Origin of the sequence: Pseudarthrobacter oxydans (assembly GCF_030812335.1) — a bacterium.
Taxonomy (GTDB): Bacteria; Actinomycetota; Actinomycetes; order Actinomycetales; family Micrococcaceae; genus Arthrobacter; species Arthrobacter oxydans_B.
The window spans coordinates 221,197-246,336 of the sequence record NZ_JAUSSN010000009.1; the positions used below are offsets into that span (position 1 = coordinate 221,197).

The 25,140-nt window shown below is 64.5% G+C and carries 22 protein-coding genes; 13 read left to right on the forward strand and 9 right to left on the reverse strand.

The features are described from left to right. Positions 1-278 precede the first annotated feature (278 nt). Together J2W14_RS16080 and J2W14_RS16085 are read right to left on the reverse strand one after the other, a co-directional pair. Positions 279-923: an SRPBCC family protein gene (locus tag J2W14_RS16080; protein WP_307464328.1), complete on the reverse strand. Its 645-nt coding sequence runs from the start codon at positions 921-923 to the stop codon at positions 279-281. Between the two features lie 83 nt (positions 924-1,006). Continuing rightward, positions 1,007-1,546: a hypothetical protein gene (locus J2W14_RS16085; RefSeq protein ID WP_307464330.1), complete on the reverse strand. Its 540-nt coding sequence runs from the start codon at positions 1,544-1,546 to the stop codon at positions 1,007-1,009. A gap of 224 nt (positions 1,547-1,770) precedes the next feature. Here J2W14_RS16085 and J2W14_RS16090 point away from each other — a divergent pair, with 224 nt between their 5' ends. Next, positions 1,771-2,298: a DUF427 domain-containing protein gene (locus J2W14_RS16090; protein ID WP_307464332.1), complete on the forward strand. Its 528-nt coding sequence runs from the start codon at positions 1,771-1,773 to the stop codon at positions 2,296-2,298. 126 nt (positions 2,299-2,424) lie between these two features. Here J2W14_RS16090 and J2W14_RS16095 read toward each other — a convergent pair whose 3' ends face one another. Beyond that, complete coding sequence (locus J2W14_RS16095; RefSeq protein WP_307464334.1) at positions 2,425-2,859, reverse strand: DUF7144 family membrane protein; 435 nt, start codon at positions 2,857-2,859, stop codon at positions 2,425-2,427. Positions 2,860-3,305: 446 nt separating this feature from the next. Between J2W14_RS16095 and J2W14_RS16100 the strand changes: the two genes are divergently transcribed. The 7 genes from J2W14_RS16100 (at position 3,306) to J2W14_RS16130 (ending at position 10,759) form a co-directional block, all read left to right on the forward strand. After that, positions 3,306-3,989 (forward strand): DedA family protein, encoded by a 684-nt coding sequence (locus tag J2W14_RS16100; RefSeq protein WP_307464335.1) that lies wholly within the window; start codon positions 3,306-3,308, stop codon positions 3,987-3,989. Between the two features lie 214 nt (positions 3,990-4,203). Next, positions 4,204-5,202: a sugar phosphate isomerase/epimerase family protein gene (locus J2W14_RS16105; protein WP_307464336.1), complete on the forward strand. Its 999-nt coding sequence runs from the start codon at positions 4,204-4,206 to the stop codon at positions 5,200-5,202. 27 nt (positions 5,203-5,229) lie between these two features. After that, the gene (dhaL, locus tag J2W14_RS16110) at positions 5,230-7,011 is read left to right on the forward strand and encodes a dihydroxyacetone kinase subunit DhaL (RefSeq protein ID WP_307464339.1); all 1,782 of its coding nucleotides are present in this window, start codon (positions 5,230-5,232) and stop codon (positions 7,009-7,011) included. Continuing rightward, complete coding sequence (locus tag J2W14_RS16115; protein WP_307464341.1) at positions 7,004-7,486, forward strand: ribose-5-phosphate isomerase; 483 nt, start codon at positions 7,004-7,006, stop codon at positions 7,484-7,486. Before dhaL ends, J2W14_RS16115 begins: the two co-directional genes overlap by 8 nt. Before the next feature lie 2 nt (positions 7,487-7,488). After that, complete coding sequence (locus J2W14_RS16120) at positions 7,489-8,457, forward strand: 3-hydroxyacyl-CoA dehydrogenase family protein (protein WP_307464343.1); 969 nt, start codon at positions 7,489-7,491, stop codon at positions 8,455-8,457. Positions 8,458-8,575: 118 nt separating this feature from the next. After that, entirely contained in the window at positions 8,576-9,955 is a 1,380-nt protein-coding gene (locus J2W14_RS16125) for an MFS transporter (RefSeq protein WP_307464344.1), read from the forward strand. A gap of 27 nt (positions 9,956-9,982) precedes the next feature. Next, entirely contained in the window at positions 9,983-10,759 is a 777-nt protein-coding gene (locus J2W14_RS16130) for an SDR family NAD(P)-dependent oxidoreductase (RefSeq protein WP_307464346.1), read from the forward strand. A 318-nt stretch (positions 10,760-11,077) separates the two neighbouring features. Here the strand turns inward: J2W14_RS16130 and J2W14_RS16135 are convergent, their stop codons facing one another. The 3 genes from J2W14_RS16135 to J2W14_RS16145 all read right to left on the reverse strand — a co-directional run bounded on the left by J2W14_RS16135 (position 11,078) and on the right by J2W14_RS16145 (position 13,913). Next, positions 11,078-12,121: a Gfo/Idh/MocA family protein gene (locus J2W14_RS16135; RefSeq protein WP_307464347.1), complete on the reverse strand. Its 1,044-nt coding sequence runs from the start codon at positions 12,119-12,121 to the stop codon at positions 11,078-11,080. Between the two features lie 86 nt (positions 12,122-12,207). Next, a complete protein-coding gene (locus J2W14_RS16140; RefSeq protein WP_307464348.1) occupies positions 12,208-12,345 on the reverse strand; it encodes a methionine/alanine import family NSS transporter small subunit in 138 nt (45 codons plus the stop codon). Next, entirely contained in the window at positions 12,342-13,913 is a 1,572-nt protein-coding gene (locus J2W14_RS16145) for a sodium-dependent transporter (protein WP_307464351.1), read from the reverse strand. Before J2W14_RS16145 ends, J2W14_RS16140 begins: the two co-directional genes overlap by 4 nt. A 592-nt stretch (positions 13,914-14,505) precedes the next feature. On the opposite strand from J2W14_RS16145, the gene J2W14_RS16150 reads away from it, so the two are divergent. Further along, entirely contained in the window at positions 14,506-14,976 is a 471-nt protein-coding gene (locus tag J2W14_RS16150) for a hypothetical protein (RefSeq protein ID WP_307464352.1), read from the forward strand. Between the two features lie 653 nt (positions 14,977-15,629). On the opposite strand, the gene J2W14_RS16155 is transcribed toward J2W14_RS16150, so the two are convergent. Beyond that, complete coding sequence (locus J2W14_RS16155) at positions 15,630-16,661, reverse strand: NADPH:quinone reductase (protein WP_307464354.1); 1,032 nt, start codon at positions 16,659-16,661, stop codon at positions 15,630-15,632. A gap of 262 nt (positions 16,662-16,923) precedes the next feature. On the opposite strand from J2W14_RS16155, the gene J2W14_RS16160 reads away from it, so the two are divergent. Together J2W14_RS16160 and J2W14_RS16165 are read left to right on the forward strand one after the other, a co-directional pair. Further along, a complete protein-coding gene (locus J2W14_RS16160) occupies positions 16,924-17,739 on the forward strand; it encodes a hypothetical protein (protein WP_307464356.1) in 816 nt (271 codons plus the stop codon). Positions 17,740-17,866: 127 nt separating this feature from the next. Then, entirely contained in the window at positions 17,867-18,253 is a 387-nt protein-coding gene (locus tag J2W14_RS16165; protein ID WP_078029527.1) for a VOC family protein, read from the forward strand. Positions 18,254-18,721: 468 nt separating this feature from the next. Here J2W14_RS16165 and J2W14_RS16170 read toward each other — a convergent pair whose 3' ends face one another. After that, the gene (locus J2W14_RS16170; RefSeq protein ID WP_307464383.1) at positions 18,722-19,219 is read right to left on the reverse strand and encodes a bacterial transcriptional activator domain-containing protein; all 498 of its coding nucleotides are present in this window, start codon (positions 19,217-19,219) and stop codon (positions 18,722-18,724) included. Between the two features lie 1,213 nt (positions 19,220-20,432). Further along, a complete protein-coding gene (locus J2W14_RS16175) occupies positions 20,433-20,864 on the reverse strand; it encodes a hypothetical protein (protein WP_307464359.1) in 432 nt (143 codons plus the stop codon). A gap of 875 nt (positions 20,865-21,739) precedes the next feature. Here J2W14_RS16175 and J2W14_RS16180 point away from each other — a divergent pair. Beyond that, positions 21,740-23,524 (forward strand): M20/M25/M40 family metallo-hydrolase, encoded by a 1,785-nt coding sequence (locus J2W14_RS16180; protein WP_307464361.1) that lies wholly within the window; start codon positions 21,740-21,742, stop codon positions 23,522-23,524. After that, positions 23,521-24,687, forward strand: a complete 1,167-nt coding sequence (locus J2W14_RS16185; RefSeq protein ID WP_307464362.1) for a zinc metalloprotease — start codon at positions 23,521-23,523, stop codon at positions 24,685-24,687. Before J2W14_RS16180 ends, J2W14_RS16185 begins: the two co-directional genes overlap by 4 nt. Positions 24,688-25,140 lie beyond the last annotated feature (453 nt).

Genomic DNA, 25,140 nt, shown 5'->3' on the forward strand with positions numbered 1-25,140 from the left:
GGCCGGATCTTCGCCGCATGGACGGTCGACGTCGGATCGGCCACCTTCCCGGCGCAGACCCTGATCGCGGCCGGACGACGCGATTCGGTCGTCGGGTATACCGACGCAATGGACCTACTCGAGCGCTATCCGCACGCCACCCTGGCGGTAGTAGACGGCGCAGGCCATGCACTCATGCACGAACGGCCAGAACTCCTTGCCGCGTTGCTCAGAGATTGGCTTGACCGGGCCCGCCCCAGACGGCAAGTGACGGCCATCCCCCAGCGGCTCAAGGAACGCTACAAAACGTGGCCCTCTGAGCGGCTCTTGATACCGTGGAGCATCCGCCGGGACATGATGAAACTGGCAACCTCCACCGCCTCGACCAGGCACCGGGCCCACCACTGCCGGTAGGCATAGCGCTCCCGCACCAGCAGCCGGGTGGCGCCGTCGGGCCGGGGCTTCAGGACAAATGCCCAGGAAAAATCGAACGGGCCGGGAGGGGAACCGGGAGGAACGCGCAGCACAAAGGCGTTGCCCGGCTCCACCAACCCCACTTCCAAGTCTGCGGAAGCAGCCGGTGCCAGGTGAAAGCGGTCGCCTGCCTTGATGTCCTGCCACTCCGGGTGGATACGGTCAGCACTGTGGATGTCCAAACCGGCCAGGTTTTCAAGGAAGTCGTAGCTGTAGAGTCCGCCGCGTCCCTGACCCATCTGCGCCAACCAGGGCCACACCGCATCCGGCGGAGCCTCGATGGTGATCGCCCGCGTTGACTGCAGACCGGCAACGGACATGAAGTCGTCGCCCGGAAGCCCGCCGTCGGCTTCGGCGGGGGTGGCACCCCAGCGCAATTGAAAGCGCCGGAACAGGTAGCCGGATGCCACCAGCCCTGCGATCACTGCAGCTGGCGTGTAGGGCTGTTTCCAGTTTTGTCGCTTCGTCATCGGGCAATCCTCCAGACCGCCGAGTCCGCTGTCACGGGCCGAAAGCCCCCGGGGCCCGCCCATTCCGGGATGCACTTCCGGGGCTAACCCCGGTTCGGGTAACCGAGGTGGCGCTTGATTTCGTCGAGTTCAGTGCTGAGCTGTTCGACCTGCAAGTTGAATCTCGCAGACTCGGCCTTACGGCGCTGGGCGTCCCGGTAGCTCACCACGAGCGCCAACAGGCCCAGGGGCACGGCAACAGCGAGGGCCCAGCCGGCTGCTGCCAGGAATTCCACTGCGACCGGCAGCGAGGCCCGGAAATCGGTGAATTCATTCACTCCTTCCACTACACCGTCCAGCAGCACGTCCAAGGGGCCGAGGAACTGTCCAACAACAGGGGTGTCAGCCAGCGAGGGAGCGTCCAGCCGCTCTTCCGCGCCGCCGCCCCAGCGCGAATCACCGAGATGGGATAGGACGTATACACCCGCTGCGATGTTGACCACGGTAAAGACGAGGACGGAGCCGAGCGCAGCCAAGTCAACGCGGCTAGGCCGCCAGAAACACAGCAGCAGCCCTGTGGCAATGGCCGACAGCCAGACCAGGACCTTCAACGAGTCGCCGCTTACGCCGCTCAGAATGTCCACAACACCGCCCCTTCCAAGACTCCCTTGGCAGGTTACCGGCGATTGCCCCCGTCCCCGGGTGCGACACGTCCGACCCGTGCGCGGTCGGCAATCCCGGCGCGGTGATCGTCTCCGATTCCCAACTCCGGCCCCGTCACCTGCCTTCGCTGCACTTTCCGCCGCCTGAGCCAGTGGAGACCTGGCTTTCACGGCGGCATCCCAGCAGAGGATGGGAGCATGGGGACATGACTCCTACTCACGGTGTTTCCGGCTTCTTCCGGCGTCCCCAGCCCATCAAACCCAAGGCCGGTCAGGAATCGGTGTGGGACTACCCGCGGCCGCCAAGGGTCGAGCCGAGATCGGAACGGGTTATCGTGCGGCTTGGCGGGCAGGCTATTGCCGACACCACCGATGCAGTGCGCGTCCTGGAGACGAGTCATCCCCCTGTCTACTACTTGCCATTTGAGGCTTTCCCTGCCGGTGTACTCGTCCCGGTCGAGGGCACAACCTTCTGCGAGTTCAAGGGGGAAGCGCACTACTTCGATGTCGTTGCCGGCGGCGGCGTTGTTCCCCGTGCCGGGTGGACCTACCCGGTACCCGCCCGGGGTTTCGAGGCGCTCAGGACCCGGGTCGCCCTCTACCCGGGTCACATGGACTCCTGCGAGGTCGACGGTGAACAGGTGACCTCCCAGGAGGGGGACTTCTACGGCGGTTGGATCACCACCAAGATCGTTGGGCCGTTCAAGGGTGGCCCGGGCACGGACGGGTGGTGAGCGCATCGCCCTTGCGCCGGGACGGTCCCATCGGAGCGCCGGCGCGGGATGTCACGGTGCGGAACGGGAGCACCCTGCCGGTTTCCCTTGCCATCCAGGTCAAGCGGAAACTCGTTTGCTTTCGGTTTAGGAGGCGACGTTCGAGGGCGTTTCTCCGGTCCGGAGCTCGTCGCCGTGGGCGATGATCGCGTAGATGATCAGCACGTCGATGGCGATTACGATCAAGGACCACCATGGCTGCGCCGGAATGAGCATCAGCTGAACGACCGCGCTGACGCCCGCAACGACGACAGCAACGATCCTTGCCCACGTTGCACCGGAGAAGAGCGCGACAGCGGTGAGGATCAGGAGCACCCCGAGAGCCACATTCCACCAGCCCCACCCCTTCGCGTCGAAGAGGAACAGCGCGCCCTGGGTCGACAAGTAGTAGGTATCGGGTCCGGTGAGCGCGACGAGACCTTGAAGGCCGCTGAAAACGCCGTTGATGATCAGAATGACTCCGGCGAAACGGACCCAACCGGTCCACCCGGTTGAAACGCCCGGATGATGGGCAGTACTCATTTTGTCCACCGCTTTCCGTTGAAATGTTCTGTCGTCGGCCTCATGGTCGGCGCAGTCGTGTCGTGAAGCTAGTACCGATTCCGCTGATGTTCCTCACAGTCCGGGCCGGTCAAACGGGATCCGACGGACCGATGCAGCTCCATCCTGTGCCCTCTGTGAAGTGCGGCACCTCATCCGCTCCGGGTGAATTCACGCACCGGGGTAGGGCTTGCGGTTCTCCGGGCCCTCGGTCTGGTCGGATGTCCAGTGAAAGTATCCGACCCGAGTCGCGGTGCCGGCACCGGGTCGGGCTGTGACTGCAGCGTGCTCTTGACGCGGCCAGGGCCACAAGGGTATATAAGGGCCATCCCGGTGTCGTCGCGGGGGCAACGACCGCAAAATAGGCGCGGGCAGCGCGGGACCGCCATTAGGAAGACGCGGCGGACTGGCGGAGTGAGGTGTGAGCGATGACCGGATTATCTGCCCTCCGCTTCCTGGCGCTCGGCTGGGCAGGCTTCGTCGCCGCGGAAACAGGGGTTGCGGACGAATGGGCGTACTACTTCGGCGTCTTCGTGATAGTGCTGGCCCAGTGCGCCGGTGTGCCGCTTCCCGCCGTGGCCGTCCTGCTTGGGGCCTACGCCTCGGCACGCCACGGAGATCTGAACCTCGCTGCCGTGATCGCTGTCGGCAGCCTGGGCGCCATGATCGGGAGCACTATTGGCTACGTACTTGGGCGGGTGGGCGGCCGCCCGTTGATGCTGCGACTTGCCCAGCGCTTCCACGCCGACGAGAGTCGCATCGTCCAGCTGGAGTCGTTCTTCGAACGGCACGGCGGCACAGCCTTGTTCTTCGGCCGCTGGATCATTGTCGTCCGGCTCTGGGGCGCCATTGCCGCGGGGGCTGCCAAGATGCCGTGGCCCAAGTTCCTGCTGTGGACCATCACAGGGTCCATTGCCTGGGTCGCGAGCCTCAGCGTCCTCGCCTATCTGGCGGGGGCACTGGCCCATGCCCTCGGTGACGCTCTCGACATCGGCGGCTGGGTACTGGTCCCCATCGTCGTGCTTGGCCTGGTGATAGTCCGCCGCCGGGGCAGACGCCGGAAGCTCAAGCCAGCGGAAGGGTCAGGGGACGGTGTGCCCGACGCCAAATGAAGCCGGCGCCTACGTGATCGACGACCGGCGCTGAAGTCCCCCAGCCTCAGCAGGTCAGTACGGCAGTCATGGCCGCCTCAGAAGTGACCCTTCACAAGGAAGGGCCACCCCCGATAGGTTTTGAGTGGCGCCAAGACAGTTAATGTGTCGTTGACTACATGCTGCCGGTCGGGCGCAGTTCCTAGGAACAGGGATTCACGAAGGAGTGAACACCATGGCTTACACCGCCGAAAACTGGCCCATCACGGCAGCCCTGCTGCAGTTCCCCGGCACCGACGCCACGGGAACCGAGATCAACGACGCCGAGGCCTCCGCGTGGGCCGAGGTCCTCACCGAAGTCAAAGACGCCGGCTTCGCCAACGCGGACCTCACCGACAGCTGGGTCCGCCCCGGCGACCTCAGCCCCGCCCGCCTTGCCGAATTCAAGCAGACCGCCGCAGACGTGGGCATCGGCATCCCGGTCATCTCCGCCATCCGCCGCAGCGTCATCGAGGAAGGCAACTGGGAAGCGAACCTGGCCTACAGCCACCGCACCATCGACGCCGCCGCCGAGCTCGGCTGCGAGGTGGTCTCGTTCGGGCTGCACCAGGCCATCACGGCGGAGCAGAAGAAGCAGCTCTGGTTCTGGACCGTCGAAGGCTACAAGGACCCGGTGGGGGACAAGGAAACCTGGGACAAGGCCGTGACCCGCCTGCGGGATCTCGGCCGGCACGCGGCCGATGTCGGCGTGCTGCTCTCGCTGGAAATGTACGAGGACACCTACCTTGGCACCGCGGATTCCTCCGTCCAGCTGGTCCAGGACATCGGTCTGGCCAACGTCGGGATCAACCCTGACATCGGCAACCTCATCCGGCTGCACCGCCCGATCGAGGACTGGCGCGAGATGGTCGCCAAGACCCTGCCGTACTCCAACTACTGGCACATGAAGAACTACATCCGCGACGAGGACGTGGCCCGCGACACCTACGTCGCGATGCCGGCCCCGATGGAAAGCGGCCTCATCAACTACCGCGAGGCGTTCAAGGTGGCGCTCTCCGTCGGTTTCCAGGGCATCCTCTGCACCGAGCACTACGGCGGCGACGGCCTGTCCGTCACGGCCAGCAACCAGGACTACCTCCGCCGCCAGGTCCTGCCCAAGACCGACGGTTACACCCTGGGCAAGAGCCAGGTGGCCCAGGGCCGGCAGCAACCGGCCGGTAGCCACCAGAACTGATTACCCCGACGGATTCGATGAGGAACGATGACCCAGATCTTCGATAATCCTGCCGACTTTGCGGATGAAGCGTTGGACGGCTTTGTGGCAGCCAACCGCGGGTACGTTGCCCGTGTGGACGGCGGCGTCGTCCGTTCCACCGAGGTCCCGGCCGGGCAGGTCGCCCTCGTCGTCGGCGGCGGCTCCGGCCACTATCCGGCCTTCGCCGGACTCGTGGGACCCGGCCTGGCCGCGGCTTCGGCCTGCGGCAACATGTTCGCGTCCCCCGCAGCCGGCCAGGTCTACCGGGTGGCCAAGGCCGCCAACGCCGGCGGCGGTGTCCTGCTGAGCTACGGCAACTACGCCGGCGACGTCCTGCACTTCGGCCAGGCCCAGCTGCGTCTGAACGCCGAGGGCATCCCGACCCGCACGGTCCTGGTCACGGACGACATCGCCAGCGCCCCGCTGGACCAGATCGGGAAGCGCCGCGGGATCGCCGGGGACCTGACCGTCTTCAAAATCGCCGGAGCCGCCGCCGAAGCCGGACTGGACCTGGACGACGTCGAACGGCTGGCCATCCGCACGAACTACCGCACCCGCTCGCTGGGCGTGGCGTTCGGCGGCTGCACGCTGCCGGGAGCCGACGCGCCGCTATTTTCCGTCCCCGCAGGACAGATGTCCCTGGGCCTGGGGATCCACGGCGAACCCGGGATCTCCGAGCACCCGATGCCCACGGCCTCGGAACTCGCCGACCTGCTCGTCACCAAACTCCTCGCCGACAAGCCCCACGACGCCGGCGACCGGGTCGTGGCGATCGTCAACGGCCTCGGCACCGTCAAGTACGACGAGCTGTTCCTGCTGTTCGGAAAAATCGAAAAGCTGCTCCTCGCCGCCGGACTCACCGTGGTGGAGCCCGAATGCGGGGAGCTCGTCACCAGCCTGGACATGTCCGGACTTTCCCTGACCCTGCTCTGGCTGGACGAGGAACTCGAGCAGTACTGGGCGGCCCCGGCCGACACCCCGGCGTTCCGAAAGGGCAACCTCGCACCCCGCGCCCGCCGCGAACTCGCCGCGCCCGACGAGACCGCCGCCGAAGCGACTGAACACCCCACGGCGGCGGCAGCGGACCTGGGCCGGCAGGCCGTCGCAGTGCTCCGCCAGGTGCGGGAGGTCGTCGTCGAACACGAAGAGGAACTGGGCCGGCTGGACGCGATCGCCGGCGACGGCGACCATGGCATCGGGATGCGCCGCGGCGTGGAGGCAGCGGTCACCGCTGCCGAGCAGGCTGTGGCCGCCGGAGCCTCCGTTGAACGGGTCCTCACCGCGGCCGGGGAGGCCTGGAGCGAACGCGCCGGCGGCACCTCCGGCGCGCTTTGGGGCTCGGCGGTCATCGCGGCCGGACTGGCCCTGGGCAACCGGGACAGCTACTCCGCCGGGGACGCAGCCGCCGCGGTCACCGCCTTCGTTGACGCGATCACCGAACTCGGCAAAGCCGAGCTGGGCGACAAGACCATGGTGGATGCGCTCCTGCCGTTCCGGGATGCCTTCCTCACGGCGTTCGACGTCGGCACGTCCCTGCCCGATGCCCTCGCCGCCGCGGCTGCCGCCGCGCAGACAGCCGCGGACCGGACGGCTGATCTCCGCCCGCTCAAGGGCCGCGCCCGTCCGCTGGCGGAAAAGAGCCTCGGAAACCCCGATCCCGGCGCGGTCTCCTTCGCCTTGATCTCCGAGCGGATCGCCCGCCACCTCGCGTCGGTTCGGGCCAAGCCTGAACCGACCACATCCGACACGGCCTCAGGGGCCGGAAATGGAGCACAACGAAATGACTGACACCGAAGGTTTTCGCATTGTCATCGGAAACGATGAGGCCGGCGTCGCATACAAAAACGCACTGAAGGCCCTCCTTGAAGCGGATCCCCGCGTGGCGTCGGTGGTGGACATCGGCGTCGGCGCCAACGACGCCACCGCCTACCCCCACCTCGCTGTCAACGCGGCAAGGAAAGTGGCCGACGGCGAAGCCGACCGGGCGCTGCTGATCTGCGGCACGGGCCTGGGCGTGGCCATCGCGGCCAACAAGGTCCCCGGCATCCGTGCCGTCACCGCGCACGACAGCTACTCGGTCGAACGCTCGGTCCTGAGCAACAACGCCCAGGTCCTCACCATGGGCCAGCGCGTCATCGGCCTCGAACTCGCCAAAAAACTCGTGGGTGAATGGCTCAGCCACCGCTTCGACGAAAGCTCCTCCTCCGCCGCCAAGGTGGACGCGATCGGCTCCTACGAATCCGACTACACGGAGGCTGACTGACCATGACCGAGACGCCGAACAGCTCACGACGAATCGCCGTCGTCGGGTCCGGGTACATGGGCGGCGGGATCGCGCAGGTCCTGGCGCTCGGCGGTGCCCGCGTGGCCCTGGCCGATGTGTCCGCCGAAGTCGCCCAGAAGAACTACGAGCGGCTCCTGGCCGAATCCGATCAGTTCGTCGCCGACGGACTGTTCCCGGAAGGCTCCACGAGGATATTGGAGCAAAATCTCTGGGCCGCCAAGGACATCGAGGAAGCCGCGGCGGACGCCGACTTCATCGAGGAAGCCGTCCCCGAAGTCATCGCCATCAAGCACCAGACCCTCGCCCGCATCAGCGCCGCCGCCCGCCCGGACGCCATCATCGGCTCCAACACGTCCACCATCTCCATCGCGGAGCTCGCCGAGCCCGTCGCGCACCCGGAACGCTTCCTGGGCGTGCACTTCTCCAACCCCTCCCCGTTCATCCCCGGCGTGGAAATCATCCCCCACGCCGGCACCTCGGCGGCCACCGTCGGCGCTGTCCGTGACCTCGTGCATGCGGCCGGCAAGCAGACCGCCGTCGTCAAGGACGTCACCGGCTTTGTGCTCAACCGCCTCCAGTACGCCCTGTTCCACGAGGCCGCCCAGCTGGTGGAGCAGGAGATCGCGACGGCGGAGGACATCGACACCCTGGTCCGCACCACCTTCGGCTTCCGGCTGCCGTTCTTCGGCCCCTTCGCCATCGCCGATATGGCAGGACTGGACGTCTACAACTTCTGCTACAAATCCCTGCAGACGGAATTCCCGGAGCGCTTTGCGACGCCGAAGATCCTCAGCGACCTCGTGGAGGCCGGCAAGCTGGGCACCAAGACCGGTGCCGGCTTCCTCAACGTCCCCGCCGAGCGCACGCCCGAGCTCATCGCCTACCGGAACAAGGCGTACGTGGCCATGCAGAAGCTCATCGACGAACTCGGCCCCGCCCCCATCAACTGAACCCCACCCGGGTACACACGGATGCACCAAATTTGGTGACTATTGCGCCACAGAGTGGTAAACCTGAACTGTTCCGCTGAGGAACCCGGCGGGCTCGTCTCTGACAGCGAGGTGCACCATGACTTCCAGTAATCCTGCTAATCAACTCGACGAGCTGGGCCAGCGCACTCTGCGCCGGGTGCGCCGCCGCATTATGCCGCTCATTGTCCTGCTCTACTTCATTGCCTATCTAGACCGGAACAATGTCGGCTTCGCGAAGCTGACCATGAGCGAGGATATTGGCCTGAGTGCATCTGCCTATGGCCTTGGCGCAGGCATCTTCTTCCTCGGTTATGCCCTGCTGGAAATCCCGAGCAACGCCGGCATGTACAAGTTCGGCGCCCGCAAATGGATCGCCCGGATCCTCATCTCCTGGGGTATCTTCGCCACGGCCATGTGCCTGGTGACCGGCGAGACCAGCTTCTACATCATCCGGTTCCTGCTGGGCGCGGCCGAGGCAGGGTTCTTCCCGGCCATCCTGTTCTACCTGACGCTGTGGTTCCCGTCCGCCCAGCGCGTCACGGTGCTGGGCATCTTCATCCTGGCGCAGCCCATCTCCAACGCCCTCGGCGCACCCGTTTCAGGCCTGCTGCTGCAGATGGACGGCATCTGGGGCCTCCAGGGGTGGCAGTGGCTGTACATCATTGAAGGCATCCCGGCTATTATCCTCGGCATTCTGACCCCGGTCCTGATGACTGACCGCCCCAGCCAGGCGCATTGGCTGGCCGACGACGAGCGCGAATGGCTGACCACAACCATGGACGATGAGCTTGCCCGACACCAGAAGGGGCGGCCGCATCACTTCCTGGCCGGCCTCAAGGACCCGCGGACCATTGCCTACTCCGCGCTGTACTTCGGACTGGTCTGCGGTATCTATGGGCTCGGGCTGTGGATGCCGACGATCGTTGCCGCACTGGGCGACTTCACCACCACTCAGGTCGGTTTTATCGTTGCCATCCCCTACACAATTGCGGCGGTTTTCGTGTACTTCTGGAGCAAGCGCTCGGACCGGACCGGCAACCGGGTCCTTCATGCGACTCTCAGCATGGTCATGGCGGCCATTGGCCTCCTTGCCGCCGGCTACCTGGTCCAGGTCAACGCGATCCTGGCACTTCTGGCCCTGACGCTGGCGGCAATGGGTATTTACTCCGCCATTGCCCCGTTCCTGGCAATGCCTGCGACGGCCCTGGTCGGCGCTGCGGCAGCAGCCGGGCTGGCGATGGTCAACTCGCTCGGTAACCTCGGCGGGTTCGTGGCTCCCTACGCCGTGGGGCTGTTCAATGACGCCACCGGAGACAACCGCTCCGGCCTCGTGTTCCTGTCAGCCTGCCTCGGCATAACCGCTGTGGCCACCTATCTCTACGCACGCAAGCGTCCGGAAGGGCATGTGAAGCCCGGTACGCCGGCCACCGTCGGCGAGGAGGCTGTAGCTGCCGACGACTTCGACATCAAGAACTGACAACCAGGCGACAAGGGGCTTGAGGACATGACTCAGCAAGCAAAGTTCCCGGCTGAGCGGACGGCGGTGCTGACCGGCGCCGCCTCCCCGCGCGGCATCGGACGGGCGACGGCGGAAATGCTCGCCAGCGGAGGCTGGGCGGTTGCGATCCTGGACATCGACGGCGGCGCGGCGCGGAAGGCGGCGGAGGAAATCACCGACGTCTACGGCGTCAAGGCGGTCGGGGTTGGAGCTGATGTGTCCGATCCGGCAGCCGTCAACGCTGCCATCGATGAGGTCGAATCCACGCTGCCGCCGATCATAGGCCTGGCCAACCTGGCAGGCATCAGCTCACCCACGGAATTCATGGACGAGACGCTCGAGGCCTGGGAGCGGGTGTTCAAGATCAACATGACCGGCACGTTTCTGGTCACCCAGCGCGTGCTCAGGGGCATGATCGAGCGGAAGCTGGGCAGGATCGTGAGCGTCTCGTCCATCTCCGCCCAGCGCGGAGGCGGCACCTACTCCAAGGTGGCCTACAGTGCCTCAAAGGCTGCGATCATCGGCTTCACCAGGGCACTGGCCCGGGAAATGGGCCAGCACGGAGTCACCGTCAATTGTGTGGCGCCCGGCCCCGTGGACACTGACATCATGGGTGGAACCCTGACGGAGGAGCGAAAGGCCGCCATGGCGGCAGACATCCTGGTGGGCCGGGTGGGAACCGTGCGGGACATCGCCGCGCTGATGGTGTTCCTCATGGGCGAGGACGCCGGCTTCATCACGGCCGCGACATATGACATCAACGGAGGGCTGCAGATTTCCTGAATAAAATGCCGTATAGCGGAGTGGCCGTTGCCCTTCTCACGCCCTAGCGCGCTTGACCGCCTGTCAGCCCAACGTCTGGGCTGGCAAAACGACGACGACATGCGTCTAATCCCGCCTAAGTCCGGCAGCTTCCTGTGCGAGCTTGGTGACCTGCTCCCAGTCGTTATTCTCCATGGCCGCCTTCGGGGTGAGCCAACTGCCTCCCCCGCAGGAGACATTCGGCCAGGCCCCAGCCGCAGCAAGCGTCAGAGAGACCCGACCAGGGTCAATGTCCACACGCTGAAGCAAAATCCCCAGACGAGCGGGATGCTGTGCGGTTCATGGCTTCCGTGGCCGTTCGCCCGGGAACTCGATTCCGAGCTGGTTCCTGATAGCGTCGGCTACCGCCATGGTCCGGATGGATTCGGCGGGCGGCCGCTGCGGCACCTCCAGTTGCCCCGCCGCAATGGCACCGGCGACGGCGGCAGCCTCGTAGTGCAGGCCGTCAACTTGCGTTCCGACCGGCTCTTCATAGGCCAGCTGGGTGCCGTCCGGGAAGCGGATGGTAAAGCCGCCAGGCATATTGAACGGCCCGTCGATGGTCAGGGAGGCCTCCGTGCCCACGATAGTGGCCGAGGTCGGCGTGAAATTGTACAACTGGGTGTTCATCATGGCCTGGCGTCCGCCGGCAAAGGACATAACAGCGGAAAGCTGGGCATTGACACCGGATTCGTGCGGTTCACCGAGCGCCAGGAGGCGGTCCGGTTCGCCGAGGACGGACGTGATGAGCGCAAGCGGATAGGTCCCGAGGTCCAGCAGCGGGCCGCCTGCCAGGGCCGGGTCGAAGATCCGGTGGTTTCGGTCGAAGTACTCGCCGTATTCAGCAAAGACCGTTGTGAGGTCCCCGAGCATCGCGGAGTCGAGCACCTGGCGGATGACGTCGAACTTGGGCAGGAAGAATGTCCACATGGCTTCGGCGGCGAACAGGCCGGTCCCGGCTGCCCGGCGGGCGATGCCTGCCGCCTGTTCGCGATTGATGCCGATCGGCTTTTCAACCAGGACATGCTTGCCGGCGTCGAGCGCCATGAGAGCAGCCTCGTAGTGGAAATTGTGCGGCGTGGCCACGTAGATGACGTCGACGTCGGAGGCCGCCAGTTCCTCATAGCTGCCAAAGGCTGCGGGGACGCCGTGTCGACCGGCAAACGCCTCGGAACGGTCCAGGGAGCGGGAGCCGACCGCGGCAATCACCTGCGAGGTGTGCGCCTGCACGGATTCCGTAAAGCGTTCCGCAATCCAGCCGGGACCCATGATCCCCCAGCGGAGCGGGGGTGCATCGCGGGATTCTGGAACCCGAGACTCAGGGAGCGAGCGTTTACCGGTCACGTTAGTCCTCCTTAGGGTCGATATCGATTCTCACGAAGGCGCAGGGCCCTGCTCGTTTTGTGGCAGGCACGTCCATGACCCGCCGGTCAAAGCTCCGGTGCGTGCTCCTCGGGTAGCGCGCCTTCATCCTCGGGGTGACGCTTGAGGTTGAGCAATGCAACCGCCAGGCCGCCCCACACCGTGAGGATGGCAATGATCATCATGGTGATTGCGATCGGTGTCATCGTGCTGCCTCCGCTTCGTCCTCGTCGATCATGGATTGATACTCCGGGTCATGGTGGGCCTTGGATTTGCGGCTCCAGGGGATGAACGTCAATACCAGAGCCAGGACCACGAGCCCGCCAGCCATGCCCCAGCCGAACAGGCCCACAAACCACTCGGGATAGCCCTCGTAGGTGGCGGAGATCTTGCTGATGAATTCGTTGAACACCAGGTAGATCAGCGCAAGTGGCACCACCCCGGCCACCAGCACCATCCACGCCCCGCGCATCTTGATCGTCGAAGTGCGGTTGAGGTGGGCCGACAGCAGTGGGAGCTTACGCAGGAACCATGCCAGGACCACCACGGTCACCAGCGCCCCGAGCGTGATGCCAAAGCTGTTGACGAAAGCATCGGAGGTGTCCAGGAGGTATAGGCCCGTTGCCGTCGGGAAGAGTGCCAGCGACACGGCCGCGACCAGCCCGCTGACCACTAGTGAAGTCCTGACCCGCCCCCAGCCCAGCTTGTCCTGCACCGCGGCCACGATGACCTCCAGGACGGAGATCAGTGATGTAACCCCCGCGAAAACCAGGGATCCAAAGAACAGCACCCCCATGAGCGCCCCGAGCGGCGCCTGGGAAACAATGGTGGGGAACGCTACGAACGCCAGCCCGATGCCTTGGGTGACAACATCGTTTACGCCGGCTCCGGCGGCCTGGGCCATGAACCCCAGTGCGGCGAACACGCCGATGCCGGCCAGGATCTCGAATCCCGAATTCGAAAACGCGACCACCATGCCGGAACCGGTCAGGTCGGTCCTGCGCTTCAGGTAGGAGGAGTAGGTGACCATGATGCCGTAGCCTACCGACAGCGAGAAGAAGATATGTCCGTAGGCAGCAGCCCATACTGACGGATCGGCCAAGGCGGCCCAGTCGGGGGTGAAGAAGGCGTTGAGGCCTTCGGCAGCACCCGGCAGGAACAGCGACTGGACCACCAGCAGCAAGAACATCACCATCAGCAGCGGGAGCAGAATTGAGTTGGCGCGTGAGATTCCCTTGCGGATTCCGGCCACCATGATGATGATGACAACGGTCCAGATCAGCAGCAGCGGGAAGAAGACGGACGGCACGTAATTGAAGCCGACACCCGGCGCCTCGGAGACCTTGAGGAATGTCCCGAAGAAGTAGCCCTCGGCGTCGTCGCCCCATGCCTCGGTGAAGGAAAAGATGGTGTACATCAGGGACCACGCGACAATCACCGCATAGTAGGCTGCGATGACGAAGCAGACCAGCACCTGCCACCACCCCAGCGGCTCGGCCGCCCTGTGGAGCCGGCGGTAGGCAAGCGGGGCGGAGCCGCGGAATTTGTGCCCCACGGCATAGTCCAGGAACAGCAGCGGGATGCCTGCTGTCAGCAACGCCACCAGGTACGGGATCAGGAAGGCGCCGCCGCCGTTGTCATAGGCGATGTACGGGAAGCGCCAGATGTTGCCCAGACCCACAGCTGAACCGATGGCCGAAAGGATGAACAGCCTGCGCGTGGAAAAAGTCTCGCGCTTCACTGGTTCGGCGGAGGAAGAGGACGGACTGCTCATCCCGTCACGCCCTGCACAACGGTTGAGTTCTTAGTGATGTTGAAGCGCTGGACACCGCGCTTTTCTGGCCGGTCCATGTGGGCTCGCTCTCGGATGAAGGATGAAGTCCGATTCACTGGCTATGCCGCGAACTTTACTTTTACCTTTCGTTTCAGGGAAGCCCCGGGCTTTCCGCCCGGCCTTTCCCCCGGGAATTTCGTCCTTCCGCAGGAGTAGGGTCCCGTCATGGACATCGTCCTGGTACCAAGTTTCTGGTCGGACGCATCCTTGCGGGAGGAAGCCTCGCTAGTCCTTTCCGCCGCTGGCAGCAGTCGCACGCACTCGCGTTCCTGGGGCTGGAATCAGTGGACGCCCGCCTGTCGCTCGTGTCGCGTTTCGTCGCCGGCGCGTTCTCGGGAATCATCTGGGGAATGCTGCCGCCTATGGCCGGAAGATCAGCCCGCCCTCCCTAGCAGGGCTGTCGCTGGGGATCGTCTCCGTCGCGGCACCAGTCGGATTCGCTTTCGGCACACCCCTGGGGTCCTGGCTCGGAACGACATTCGACTGGAGGTGGGCCTTCGCCGGGCTCACCGCGGCGGCCGTAATCGCCGGTGTGATCATCGCTGCCATCGCGCCCCTCAGCGTCGACGTCGAACTCTTCCTCTTCGGGGTCGCCTCGATCGCCGGAATCGTCATCACGGGCGCGCTCCTGGACCGCCATCCCCGTCTGTTGCTCCACGGAAGCGTCGCCCTGTTCATCACCGCCGCGGTGGTGCTGTTGCTCGGCCACACATCGCCCCCGGCGATCATCGCCGCGACCGTGCTGTGGGGGATCACGTTCGGCGGGGCGGCAGCCCAGCTCCAAGCCGCCCTCACCACCACCGGAGGCGCGGACTCGGACGTCGCGAACTGGTTCCTGCCCGTGGCTTTCAACCTCGCCATCTTCACCGCCGGCATCCTCGGCGCCGCCCTGCTGACAAATTTCAGCGGCCTGGTACTTGCGGTCGTGATGATCGTCGCCGGCCTGGCCGCTCTCATGCTGACCATCTGCGGACGCCGCACCGCTTTCCCCGCCCTTCTCTAAAGGCAACACAGCCGGTCACGGCAGACCTTGCCCTCCCGCAGTCCCCGGAAAGGATCCCCATGACCACTCGCAAGCGTTTCACTGACAAATCCGCCTTCGGCGCCGGTTCGGGTACCTGCAATTCCCATCGCCTTGCGCACTATCTTCCGGAGACTGTGCTGCACCTGGGTCTGATCGGCCTGGCCGTGGCTATCATCTGGCTTTCCACCTGGATGCTCCGGAACATCCCTCACGAAAACGCCGACCGGACCGCGGCCCGCGGCCCAGCAACAGGCGTGATTTCGGGCTTGTTCAGTCACGTACCCCGGAAAAGCTCGGCTCCCAAGGTTCGGAAAGCCGTCGGCAGCACGAGGGTCGCACTGAGTTATCCGGAAGCGCCGGGTGGTGCGGCGACTCCTGATAAGGGACCGGACCGGACTCGGCAGCTCGTCGTCGAACTGAAACGCGGACGCACACCGACAACAGCCTCAGCCAGATCCAGTGCTGTTTGGGCGTCGTCCAGGAGGCTGTACGAGAACCCGGCGGCTGTCCAGCAGGGAGACACCCGGTCACCAAACTCGACAGGTTCGCCGAGCGGTCCGGACTACTCGGCCCGCTCCGTCCCGCGGCTGCACGGCGTGATGATCCACGAGAGGCCCCCGGAGCGTTATCGGCTAGCCTGCTGACACATCGATCAGCACCTTGCCGACGATGCTCTCTTCCACCGCAGTGTGGGCCGCAGCCGTGTCAGCCAGGTCAAAGCGATGCAGCGGCAGGCCTGCGGCCTCTCCCACCGGAAGGGCGCCGTCGGCGATGGCCGCATTGATGTCCTCGGCGGCGGCGTGCACCGCCGCCATGCCAACGGTGTACAGCAACACGAACTGGTAGCGGATATTGAGGCTGAAATGCCTGCGCACGTCCAGGCTCACCTGATCGCCGCCGTTGTTGGCGTAGACCGCGACTGAGCCGCGGTTGCGGATCACTGCCAGGTCGAGTTCCGCGTTCTGCGCGGGTGCCACCTCCACGATCTGGTCGACGCCCTCGGGAGCGATCCGCCGGATCTCCGCGGCGGCGTGGGTTTCCCGGTAATTGATGACGTGATCGGCGCCGGCGGCCGTGGCCAGTGCAGCCTTCGCCGGTCCGCTCACGGTCGTGACCACGACGGCGCCGGCCCACTTGGCGAGCTGGATCGCCGCATGGCCCACGGCGCCTGCCCCTCCAGCAACGAGAACTACCTTGCCGTCCAAGGCTCCCGGGCGGAGCCGCCGCGGGCCGTCCTCGGCGATGGTCAGGGCCCGGTGGGCGGTGATCGCGGGAACGCCAAGGCTTGCGCCGAGGTCGAACCCGGCGTTCTCCGGCAGCGGAAAGACCCGCTCGGCCGGCAGGACGGCGAACTCTTGGGCTGTCCCGCCGTCGGCGCGCTGGTAGGCGGCCAAGGCCACCCAGACCCTGTCACCGACGTGGAGATGCTCGACGCCCGGTCCGACGGCGTCCACCACTCCTGCGCCGTCTTGGTTCGGCACGACCTCCGCGAAGGGCAAGGGCTCGCCCGGTTTGGCGCCGCGGCGCGACTTCCAGTCGGTGGGGTTCACTGCGGAGACCATGATCCGCACGCGCACCTCCCCGCGCCCCGGGTCCCGGTTCTCGCGGTTGACGAGCTCGAGAACAGACGGATCGCCGGTGGCACGGTACACGATTGCTTTCATACTCAGACCTAACGCCGGCCCGGACCGAAAATTCCCGCCGGGTGCCGTGACCGAATCGCCACATCAGCTGCTGCGGTCCCCCAAGTTCCACTCCAGGCCCCCGGACTTTCATCCACCGGTCAACGGGACTTTGCGGGCCACACCCCGCCTCCGGGAGCATTCCTGGATCCGGGGACCACCCGGGTCGCTGATGGCATTGAGGCCCCGGGTGCCATCGCTGGCATGATGCGTTCCGGACGCGTCGCGATAAACTGGATCGATCATGATCGGTGCCCCGCCCCGACTTCTGGTCTGGTTCGTCATCATAGCGACCCTCATCTCGGCCTGCGCGCCAACGATCAGACTCGATGAGGCCACCACCGTTCCACCGATCCAGACCTCCTCGGCCCCGCCGGCCGCACGCGATGACGTCCACGCTCCTCACCGGCCCCCGTCCCCCACTCCGACGCCGGTTTCCACGCCGCCCCCGGCGCCCCAGGCGTTTGCGCTCAACCTCTACCAGGAGGGGGACTTCGTGCCGCAGTACACCTTTGACTGGTGTGTGGCGGCGAGCATCCAGATGATGCACAACCTCATCGACGACACCGGGGCCGGCACGTGGTCCGATCGCGTCCAGCAGGGGGAGCTGTGGGAGATGGCCCGGGCGCGGTCGTTCAACTCGTTCAACGGTGCCAATCCCTTGGGTTGGGCGGAGGTGCTAACGGAGGTTGGGATGGGGCCGTACGCCGTTGTGAGCGTCGCCGACTATGAGGAAGCGCTGCAGACCGCGGCGCGCGCCATTGCCGACACGGACCGGCCGGTCGGGCTGGTCATGTGGCGCGGGCGCCACGTATGGGTGATGAGCGGCTTCGAGTCACTCGGTGATCCCGACCAGTTCCCGGATTTTCCGGTCACGGGCATCCGTGTCCAGGATCCGCTCTACCCGTACGGCGACGACCGGTGGGGACCGTCCCCCGCGCCCAACGCCCTGCTCACCCCCGAACAGTTGGCGACGCAGTTCGTCGTTCGCGAGCCGCGACGCTGGAGCAGCGATCTGCCGACCGGCTACATGCTGGTGCTGCCGATCGCTAAGGCCTGATCAGCCCCTGATAGCCCGAATTCCCTGATGCTGACGCATGAAGGTTCCAAGGACCGAGCGGCCGCTCTTGAAATCTGAAGGGCGCTGGGCGTAGAAGGTCGCAGACCAATCACCCGAGGAGGTCACCATGACGGTCACTTTCAACCACACCATCGTCTACGCGACGGACAAGCGCCGTTCGGCGGAGTTCCTGGCCAACGTGCTCGGACTGCCGAAACCCCAAGCCATGTGGTCTTTCATGACCGTGCCCCTCGACCACGGAGTGGCCCTCGATTTCGCCACGGCAGACCGGCCCATCTCCCCGCAGCACTACGCCTTCCTGGTCAGCGAGGAGGACTTTGACGGAATCTTCGCAAGGATTCAGGCCCAGGGCATCCCCTACTGGGCAGACCCGGGACGGTCCCGCCCGCAGCAAATCAACCACAACGACGGCGGACGTGGCGTCTACTTCGCGGATCCGGACGGGCATTTCCTCGAAGCGATCACGCGTCCGTACGGATCGGGTGCTGCATAAAGCCTCGATTCCGGCCGGTTCCCCAAGTTGCACTCTGGCCCCTGCCACCAGCAGTGATTCCTCCATCAGAACGGCACCCAATCCCAGGGCCACAGATGGAAGGGCTGGCAATATCGAGGCCTGTACCAGAAAATCCAGAGATGGTTCTGGGAGACTGATAAGTGAGACTAAGCTGCCAAATGTTGGTTAGCCAGATCAACGGCGCCACTTCGTGGCCGGATCGAGAGGGGCTGATTGTGATGAGCAAGGTGCATTCCGGCGGCTCCGAGGGCTCGAAAAGGGAAGGCGGCGAACCTAGGGTTAGTTATGCTCGCGGCCAGGAGGAAGTAGTCGCAGCGGTGAGCACGTGGCTATGCTACCTCCCTGATGTTTAGGAATTACGCCCAGTGAAAGGATGGTTCACCAGAATCGACGGCGACCATGTGGCAACCACCAAGATGACGAGTCAGTGTCATGCCGGCCCGGCTCTCACAAAACGTCAGCGACGAGGCGCCGAATGCCCTCCGACGGCGCAAGGCCCATGTCCTCGTTCAGCTTCGCTCGATACTCTTCGAAGGCCCGAGCCGCGGCAGCATTGTTGCCCTGCTGCTTTTGAGCCTGAATGAGAAGTCCAACCGCACTTTCGTAGAGCGGTTCAAGTTGAAGTGCCGCCTCCGAGGCTTCCAGGGCACTCTCGTAGTCACGGCGCGCCAGCGACTCGCGACCAATGATGTGGAACGCGTGGAGCCGATCCTGCCGCAATCTGCTCTGTTCAAAGAGCACCCAATCGTCATACCAGCCCGGGAGCAGTTCGGCGTCGCGCAACAGGTCCAGTGTGGACGCGACGTTCCCGTTGAGCCCGTTCTGGCTTAACTCTCGAACACAGGACCGGACGCGGTGCAAGTCGACCTCCACCGATTCGCTGAGGGAAAGCTCAGAGCCCCCGTTGACCAGTAGCCCCGGGACGTGCCGTGAGACCAGGTGCATGCTCACTCGCAGACTCTCCATGGCTAGACTTTCGCAACTGTCCGGCCACAAGAGTCCGACCAGGTAGCTTCGAGGTCGGGGACCGTGGATAGCCAAGGCAGTGATGAGCCGCTGTTGACGCACCGCAACATGCAGAACGCACGAGTCCCGGCGGAGCTTCCACGATTGGAAAAGGCTCAGCTGAAAATGGCAAAAGTTGCCGCTTCCCATTTGTACCCCCAAATCCAGCGTGACTGCCGGCTGGAATAGTTCTAGCCATGAGGATCCGCATTTCGGCAGGGGATGTCAATGGCTTTCGGCATACTGCAGTTTTGTGAACGCAATAGCCTTAGCCGAGCACACAGACCGCTAATGCACATGAGGGGCCACCCTAAAGACTTGTTCCCGCAATCAGGGCCTAAGGGCCCTAGCGACGACATTTATCAAAAGATGGCTAGTCAAGCCAAACTCTGCCAATATAGTGAACTTTCTATACCCGAAACACTGCAATGGGCTCCTGGGTATTCCCAGCCCGACTTCTTCATGGTTTCCCGCTTCCTCGTCGGCGATCGTGGACTGGCCCGTTCCGACCTAGAAACGATTACTTCGGACAACTTCCACGCATACGGCTAGTTGCCTCAGCGCCACTTGATTCAATTCGGAATTGGTGCCGGACCGCAGCCAGGAAGTCCCCGCTCACGCGGCTCGATTAGCTTCCAGTCCCTAAAGGATCCAGACGCGCGCTGGTACCTTCATCCGGGGCCATAATAATTTGTTGGCAATCGATGGCAGACCCTCAATTACTGCCGATAAGAAACACATGACAGCGTGGGAGACGGATTGTTAATACACATTATGCGTTCTTCGCCAAAGAACAACTGTAGAGAATCGGCATTTGCAGGGCGTCGTATGACCGGTGGCCGGACGCGGAGGATTCCCGGACGACCCCCGGCATCGGGGGCTGACAAGACAGATGAGGACAATTATCTACAACTTACGCCGGCGCCCGCCTCAACCCTGAAGACACCTCTGGTGCGGCCCGACCGCCTTGGCTATGCCCGACCCAGCACTATCTCTTGAACTCGATCCGGACCGAATTGTCGTCCGGGAGCACAATCACCGTTCCGTCCCCGCGGAATCCAGCCGTCATGCAGGAAGAAGAAGCGTCCGCCACTGAGCACCAGCAGGCGGAGGCCGTCGCATCGGTATACCGCGGTGTCCCCGCTACCCACTTTCACCTCTTTGACGGCCTCCGAGCCGATGCCCAGCGGCTTGAGTGAATAGACCTCCGCCCTCGCATGTATTGGACTCCCTGCTCGAAGTTAACGGCCAACCGCCGGCCCAGTGCCTGGGCGTAGTTAGCTGTACCCCAGAAGAGCCCCAGGCGGCGGAGACGGACGCACCACGTAGCCGCGAGCACGCCCAGCGCCATCAAGTACGGCGTGAAGAGCGCCGTCCGCGCAGGCTCGAGGATGGCCTGCAGCAGACTAATGCCGACCATGAGCCCACTGACTAGGGCGGCAATGCCGGCGTTTCGTACGATGATCGCCCGGCCGCGGCCTTCCTCGATCCGGCGGCGCAGCAAGCGGTCCAGGGCCACCCAGACAACACCGGCGACCAGAAGGCATACCAGCAGCAAAAACAGCGCGTTGATGCTGATCAGCATGTAGTCCTGCCCCGTATACCCAAACAGGCTGACGTTCAGGCCCCATCTGGGCCGCCTGCGCGTCCGCTCGCGCCCAGCCGAAGTAAAACAGCAACGCCGTCGCCACCGTGATTGGCGGACCGATCGCCGAAACCACTCCAAGCGCCCGGGACCACGCGGATCGCTCGTTCCCGTTGTCCTCCGTCACTGGATGCTGCAGGCGATGGCGGGCACGTGCTCTGGTCCGCTGCACGCTCGAATGATGCGGGTCCCTCCACGGACCAATCGGCATCGGCGAACGTCACGTTCACTGTGGTGGGCTCGCCCGGCACGGGAGCCGGTGCCTGGAAGAAGAATTCTCCGAACGGGTAGTTGTTGTCCTCCAGGCTCTTGCGATTTCGGCACATCTGGCTTTTGCCTTCGGAAAGCCGCTACATCCCGCAACTTTTTGTAGGCGACTGCGGACCAGCAATCACCCGGGTCTAGCTCAGCCATCGCCTCCAGCGCCGCCGCGCCCTCAGCCCAGGCAGCCTGGTCACCGTTCAACCCCAGGCACAGCTTCTTCGCCGCTTGATCCTTGGTTTCCATGGCACCGCTGACGTCCTCGAGTTTGTCGCAGTCCCTCCAATACGGCCGCCGCTATTCCGAGGAGTCCCTGTCGGAGGGCGTCCGCCAGCTCCTCGCTTGGTTGACGGACGGGCCGAGCGTACCGAGTCCATAGAGCGGTAGCACCCGATTTTGGGCTATGCCACTGCGGGAGTTCACCAGCAGCGGACCGGCCTGCTGGTCGGATCCTTGAGGCAGTAACACCCGAGTAACGCTAGATGATGAAGACTCAGCGCGAAGAGGCTGACAGGGATTCTTCTTGCGTTGGGGGCCAGAATTGGGAGCCGGCTGTGAAACTCGTCCTGTTCGATCTCGGCAACACCCTGGAAAGCAATGGTGTCCTTCTACCTGGGGCTATGGAGGCGCTGGAGGCTGTTGCATCCCTCCGCGCTGGAGGCCGGCCAGCAGCGCTGTTGGGTCTCGTGTCGGATTTCGAGATGCCGCGCCAGCCGTCGGACGTGCCCATCATCCAGCAGCGGTATTACGAACTGCTTGACGACCTCGGCATCCGGCCGTTCTTCGAGCCCCTCGCCGAGCGCGTCACCTTGTCCACCGAGGTTGGCGTGTTCAAGCCCGACGAAGCGATCTTCCGGGCCGCGACATCGAAGGTCGATCCCACCTTGGAGTTCGACGACGTGCTGTTCGTCACCGAGAATCCTTCGCATGTCCTGGCCGCACGCAGTCTTGGGCTGAGCGCTGTGCACTTGCGCGGGCCTGGGCAACCGCTCGGTGAGGTGGAAACCCTGCCAGATCTCGTTCCGCTCATGCAGGCATTTGTCCAGGGCGAAGAGCTGGTCCAAACGGTTGTCTTGGACGCGCCAGATGCGAATAGCACGGCCATGATCACGAACCGGAGCGCGGCCATGGACGCGACGTGGACGAGGCTCGGGGACGTGCTCGTGGTGCGAGCCACTGCCACACTCGCAGGACAAATCCTCGCTCACCGCGAAATGGCGGATTCCGCCCGCCGCCTATTCATTCCGAAGCAGCGTCTTCATGTAGTAACGCAGATTGCCCGCCTCTTCCAGGAGGATCATCCCGACGTTCGGGTGGTGGTGGACAAGGGCCGATATCTGGTTGTCGACCTTGATCCGGGAATGCCCTCGCTCGTCGACGGGCCGCACGCGTCCTGTTACGCCGTCCGCCCTCTCCCGCCCGACACGGTGGTGTTTGACCATCGGGCTGCCCGACCGCGGCACACGACCGCCCCGGTGGAGGAGGTTGGCTTGCTGGCCGGTGAGCTGTCCCGCATGGCGTTTGAGGAAGACCTCGGCACGTTGGCCCGTCTGCCAACACGACACTCGACGAGTGCCCAATTCCTCGGCGCACTCGATTGGGCCAGCGACCGCCTGACGGATCTTGGCTATGCCACCCATATCCAGACCGTCGCGGTGCATGGCGGGACAACGCGCAACCTCATAGCAGACCGCCCCGGGGAAGGCACAGACCGGAACGTTGTGCTGGTCAGCGCGCACCTGGATTCCGTCAATACGCGAGGGGCGGCGGCAGCAGCGCCAGGTGCCGACGATAACGCTTCCGGTAGCGCCGGCGTGCTGGCTATCGGCCAGGCGCTAGCCGACCGGACACGCCGGCATGACCTCCGGCTCATCCTATTCGGTGGCGAGGAGCAGGGTCTGTTTGGCAGCCGTCACTACGTGAGTGGGCTCGACGCGGCCGAACGGGCTCGAATCAGCGCCGTCGTCAACATGGACATGATCGCTTGCCGCAACACCGGCAATTCGACCGTACTGCTGGAGGGTGCCTCCGTGTCGCAGGCCGTGATCGAGAAGCTCGTCGGCATTGCCCAGGCGCACACGTCGCTGGCCGTTCAGACCAGCCTTGAGCCTTTCAACAGCGACCATGTGCCCTTCATCGATCTGGGAATCCCGGCCGTCCTGACGATCGAGGGAACCGACTCGGCGAATGACCGGGTCCACACCGAACGCGACACGCTGGACACGCTCGACATCGACCTCGCCCTAGAGATCCTGCGGATGAATCTCCTGTTCGTAGCGCAGGCCCTGGACAGCGACATCCATAGCCCGACCGATCAGCTGAAGGAGAACTTACGATGACCGACGCAAACCAGCCGAACCTCACGAACCCGCGTATCCGTGAACTGTGCGGGACTATGGAGGTGCACCGCCGGCTACTGAACGAGAGCATCACTTATCAGGAACGTCGTGCCCTCATCGATAACCGTGCCCTGGCGTACGAGCACGAGACCCGCGGCATCGCGCGCAGGGGCGTACTCATCATCCCGGTCGTGGTTCATGTGGTGCATAATCCAGCTGATCCTTCCCAGGACATCAGCGTGACGCAGATCCAAAACCAGATTGATATCCTCAACCAGGATTTCCGCGCCAGCAACCCCGATGTGACACAGGTGCCGGCCGTGTGGACGGACCGGGTGGCAGACTGCAACATTGAGTTCCAGCTTGCGTCTCAGGACCCGGACGGTAATCCGACCGAAGGGATCACCCGGACGCCGTCGACCTTGCAGTTCTTCACGACTGAGCTCGACGACGTCAAGTCGAGTGCGACTGGCGGGGCAGACCCATGGCCCAGCGACGACTACCTCAACGTCTGGGTGTGCAATGAACTGAGGGACGCGATCGGTCGGGTGATCCTCGGATATGCGCAGTTCCCTGGCGGTCCTCCCACCACCGACGGTGTGGTCATCGCGAACTTCTGCTTCGGCACGGGTGGCACGGCACAGCCGCCCTTTGATCTCGGCCGGACCGCGACACACGAGATCGGCCACTGGCTGGACCTGCGGCACATTTGGGGCGACGACCGCGGCTCATGCAGCGGAAGCGACCTGGTCGATGACACGCCCAACCAGGCCGACGCCACCTTCAACAATCCCCCGTTCCCGCAAATCAGTTGCAACAATGGGCCCAACGGCAACATGTTTATGAACTACATGGACTACACGGATGACGCCGCCATGTTTATGTTCACTCACGGCCAGTCAAGGCGGATGGACGCTTGCCTGGAGGGTGCCCGGGCTTCGTTCCTGGCCGCGCCGGCGTTCGCGTTGCCTGCCGCCCAGCCCACACCCACCGTGGCGACCCCTGGGGCAATCGCTCCCTCGCAGGCGCAGGGGGACGGTGAGATAGTCCGGCTTCGGCACGAAGTCGAGCGGCTGCGCCGGGACTACCAACGGGCCGAGTCGATCCTGGATAGCATCCGCGCGACACTGGACAGTGACGCCGCCATCCCATCCGGTGGATGATGGGGTGATGACGACACCTAACTGGCGGGTGCAACTGTGAGTGGACCCCCAGCGGAGATTATTGGAATCTGGCTGCACTCCCACGAGGAAGATGCTGCCCCGACAATGGTGTTCCGCCCCCGCGACTACGCCTTCCGGCCCGCTCGCTGGCGGGACGCAATTGAGTTGCGGGCGGACGGTACGTGCGTCTGGCACGGCAGCGGCCCGGACGACCGCGGGCAGGCGGTTGAAGGTCACTGGGAGGACCTCGGGAACGGGCGGGCGCAAATCACCTTCCCCACAGCCGAAGGGCAAACATCCCACCGCCGGATACAGACGTGGTCTGCTGACAAGCTCATTGTGGAGAAGGAAGGCTAGCTGTATTGCCCACGGACGTTGGTGACAGGCGGCGTGGTTCGGTGACAAAAAGAAGACCTCCGGGTGGAGTGGGGCTTGTCTAGAGTCCAGTTCCAC

Coding starts and splice junctions, on each gene's coding strand:
- J2W14_RS16125 (WP_307464344.1), top strand. CDS start 8,576: ATGACTTCCAGTAATCCTGCTAATCAACTCGACGAGCTGGGCCAGCGC.
- dhaL (WP_307464339.1), top strand. CDS start 5,230: ATGACCCAGATCTTCGATAATCCTGCCGACTTTGCGGATGAAGCGTTG.
- J2W14_RS16145 (WP_307464351.1), bottom strand. CDS start 13,913: ATGAGCAGTCCGTCCTCTTCCTCCGCCGAACCAGTGAAGCGCGAGACT.
- J2W14_RS16090 (WP_307464332.1), top strand. CDS start 1,771: ATGACTCCTACTCACGGTGTTTCCGGCTTCTTCCGGCGTCCCCAGCCC.
- J2W14_RS16100 (WP_307464335.1), top strand. CDS start 3,306: ATGACCGGATTATCTGCCCTCCGCTTCCTGGCGCTCGGCTGGGCAGGC.
- J2W14_RS16115 (WP_307464341.1), top strand. CDS start 7,004: ATGACTGACACCGAAGGTTTTCGCATTGTCATCGGAAACGATGAGGCC.
- J2W14_RS16095 (WP_307464334.1), bottom strand. CDS start 2,859: ATGAGTACTGCCCATCATCCGGGCGTTTCAACCGGGTGGACCGGTTGG.
- J2W14_RS16140 (WP_307464348.1), bottom strand. CDS start 12,345: ATGACACCGATCGCAATCACCATGATGATCATTGCCATCCTCACGGTG.
- J2W14_RS16155 (WP_307464354.1), bottom strand. CDS start 16,661: ATGAAAGCAATCGTGTACCGTGCCACCGGCGATCCGTCTGTTCTCGAG.
- J2W14_RS16105 (WP_307464336.1), top strand. CDS start 4,204: ATGGCTTACACCGCCGAAAACTGGCCCATCACGGCAGCCCTGCTGCAG.
- J2W14_RS16170 (WP_307464383.1), bottom strand. CDS start 19,219: ATGCACCTGGTCTCACGGCACGTCCCGGGGCTACTGGTCAACGGGGGC.
- J2W14_RS16130 (WP_307464346.1), top strand. CDS start 9,983: ATGACTCAGCAAGCAAAGTTCCCGGCTGAGCGGACGGCGGTGCTGACC.
- J2W14_RS16120 (WP_307464343.1), top strand. CDS start 7,489: ATGACCGAGACGCCGAACAGCTCACGACGAATCGCCGTCGTCGGGTCC.
- J2W14_RS16160 (WP_307464356.1), top strand. CDS start 16,924: ATGATCGGTGCCCCGCCCCGACTTCTGGTCTGGTTCGTCATCATAGCG.
- J2W14_RS16175 (WP_307464359.1), bottom strand. CDS start 20,864: ATGCTGATCAGCATCAACGCGCTGTTTTTGCTGCTGGTATGCCTTCTG.
- J2W14_RS16080 (WP_307464328.1), bottom strand. CDS start 923: ATGACGAAGCGACAAAACTGGAAACAGCCCTACACGCCAGCTGCAGTG.
- J2W14_RS16185 (WP_307464362.1), top strand. CDS start 23,521: ATGACCGACGCAAACCAGCCGAACCTCACGAACCCGCGTATCCGTGAA.
- J2W14_RS16165 (WP_078029527.1), top strand. CDS start 17,867: ATGACGGTCACTTTCAACCACACCATCGTCTACGCGACGGACAAGCGC.